This is a genomic window from Cohnella xylanilytica (assembly GCF_014212175.1).
Classification (GTDB): domain Bacteria; phylum Bacillota; class Bacilli; order Paenibacillales; family Paenibacillaceae; genus Cohnella; species Cohnella xylanilytica.
Genome location: NZ_JACJVR010000131.1, coordinates 1 through 1,515 on the forward strand (window position 1 = coordinate 1; position 1,515 = coordinate 1,515).

Genomic DNA, 1,515 nt, shown 5'->3' on the forward strand with positions numbered 1-1,515 from the left:
CTCAACTTTCGCAGAGAGAAAATGACGCTAATTCCTTGGTATGATTGGTTTTTTTCGCGTTTGGTTCCAGGCTTGACGAAATGAAAAACACCGTTCTGTTTGGTATAATTGGAATTGTCCAAATCCCAAAACCACGCAGAGACGGTGTTTCCTACATGATAAAACAAAATGCGCCATTCGATCAACTGCCAAAAGAGATTAACCCTGCTTTCCAAGAATTGAAAGTCCTCAAACACTTGAATGCCGCGGGGTTCAGGAAGAAATTCGGATTTACCTGCGCCTGGTTGTTTCGCCTTGTCTTTGTCCTGATGTTCCATCAGAAGAACTGGTTTCGTCTGCTGGAAAGCAACAAAGGCGAGACGTTCCCCGGCAAAGATGCGGTGTATCGTTTCTTGAATCACGGCGGCTACGCATGGCGGCGGTTTTTGCTGTCGCTCAGCGGCGAAACGATCGCAAGAATCGAACCGCTGACCTCGTCAAACCGGGAGACCGCCTTGATTTTCGACGATTCCATGTACTCTCGCAACCGGAGCAAGGCCGTCGAGATGCTGGCGCGCTTCAAAGATCATGCGACCGGCGCTTTCTACAGAGGCTTCCGCATGCTGACCATGGGCTGGTCGGACGGCCATTCGTTTGTCCCGATGGACTTTGCGCTGCTGAGTTCGGCGAAGTCCGGCATCAACGGCATGGCGGACGGGATCGACAAGCGAAGCCATGGCTACAAGCGGCGGCAAGAAGCGTTTTGTACGGCTCCGCAGGTCATCGCGGCCATGCTGGATCGTGCGCTTGAGGCCGGCGTTTCGGCATCGTACGCCCTGATGGACAGTTGGTTTACACATGCGCCGCTCATTCAGGCAATCATCCGTCGCGGACTGCACGTGATCGGCATGGTCAAGAACGATAACAAGCGCTATCTCGTGAACGGGAAGCGGCTCAGCCTGAAGGAACTGTATGCCGCTTCCCCGCGTGTCGAAGGGAAGAACCGCAACATCCTTCGTCTCATCCGAACCTCGCTCGCCCCGGGAATCCCGGTGGTGGTCGTGTTTGTCCGCCATCGTTCCAGGAAAAACGAATGGCTTGCCCTGCTTTCGACTGACCTTGGTCTGACGGCCCAGGACATCATCCGGATCTATCGGATGCGATGGGACATCGAGGTTTTCTTCAAGTGCGCCAAGTCGCTGCTGCGCCTGCAAAACGAGTTTCAGGGCCGTTCGTATGATATGCTCGTAAGCCATACGACCATTGTGTTTTCGCGCTATATCCTGCTGGCCTGGCAGCATCGGCAAAGCACGGACGTGCGTTCGCTCGGCGGCCTGTTTTATTTGCTTTGTGACGAAGTCGGCGCGGTGGACTGGGTCGTAGCGTTACAGCAATTGGTCGATTTGATCCGTGAAGTCGCTGCAAAAGCAGGCAAAAAGCTTTCGGCGTTTATTCAGCGTCAACTCAAGGAGTGGATTGCTGCTCTGCCCAATTACATCAAGGCTTATCTGCCTATTTCATGCTGCGAAAGTTGAG

Annotated in this window: 1 protein-coding gene; it reads left to right on the forward strand. The window is 53.6% G+C overall.

The window, feature by feature from the left end; all coding sequences use genetic code 11:
• Window positions 1-155 precede the first annotated feature (155 nt).
• Window positions 156-1,514: an IS4 family transposase gene (locus H7B90_RS29925; RefSeq protein WP_185139570.1), complete on the forward strand. Its 1,359-nt coding sequence runs from the start codon at window positions 156-158 to the stop codon at window positions 1,512-1,514.
• Window position 1,515: the final 1 nt, after the last annotated feature.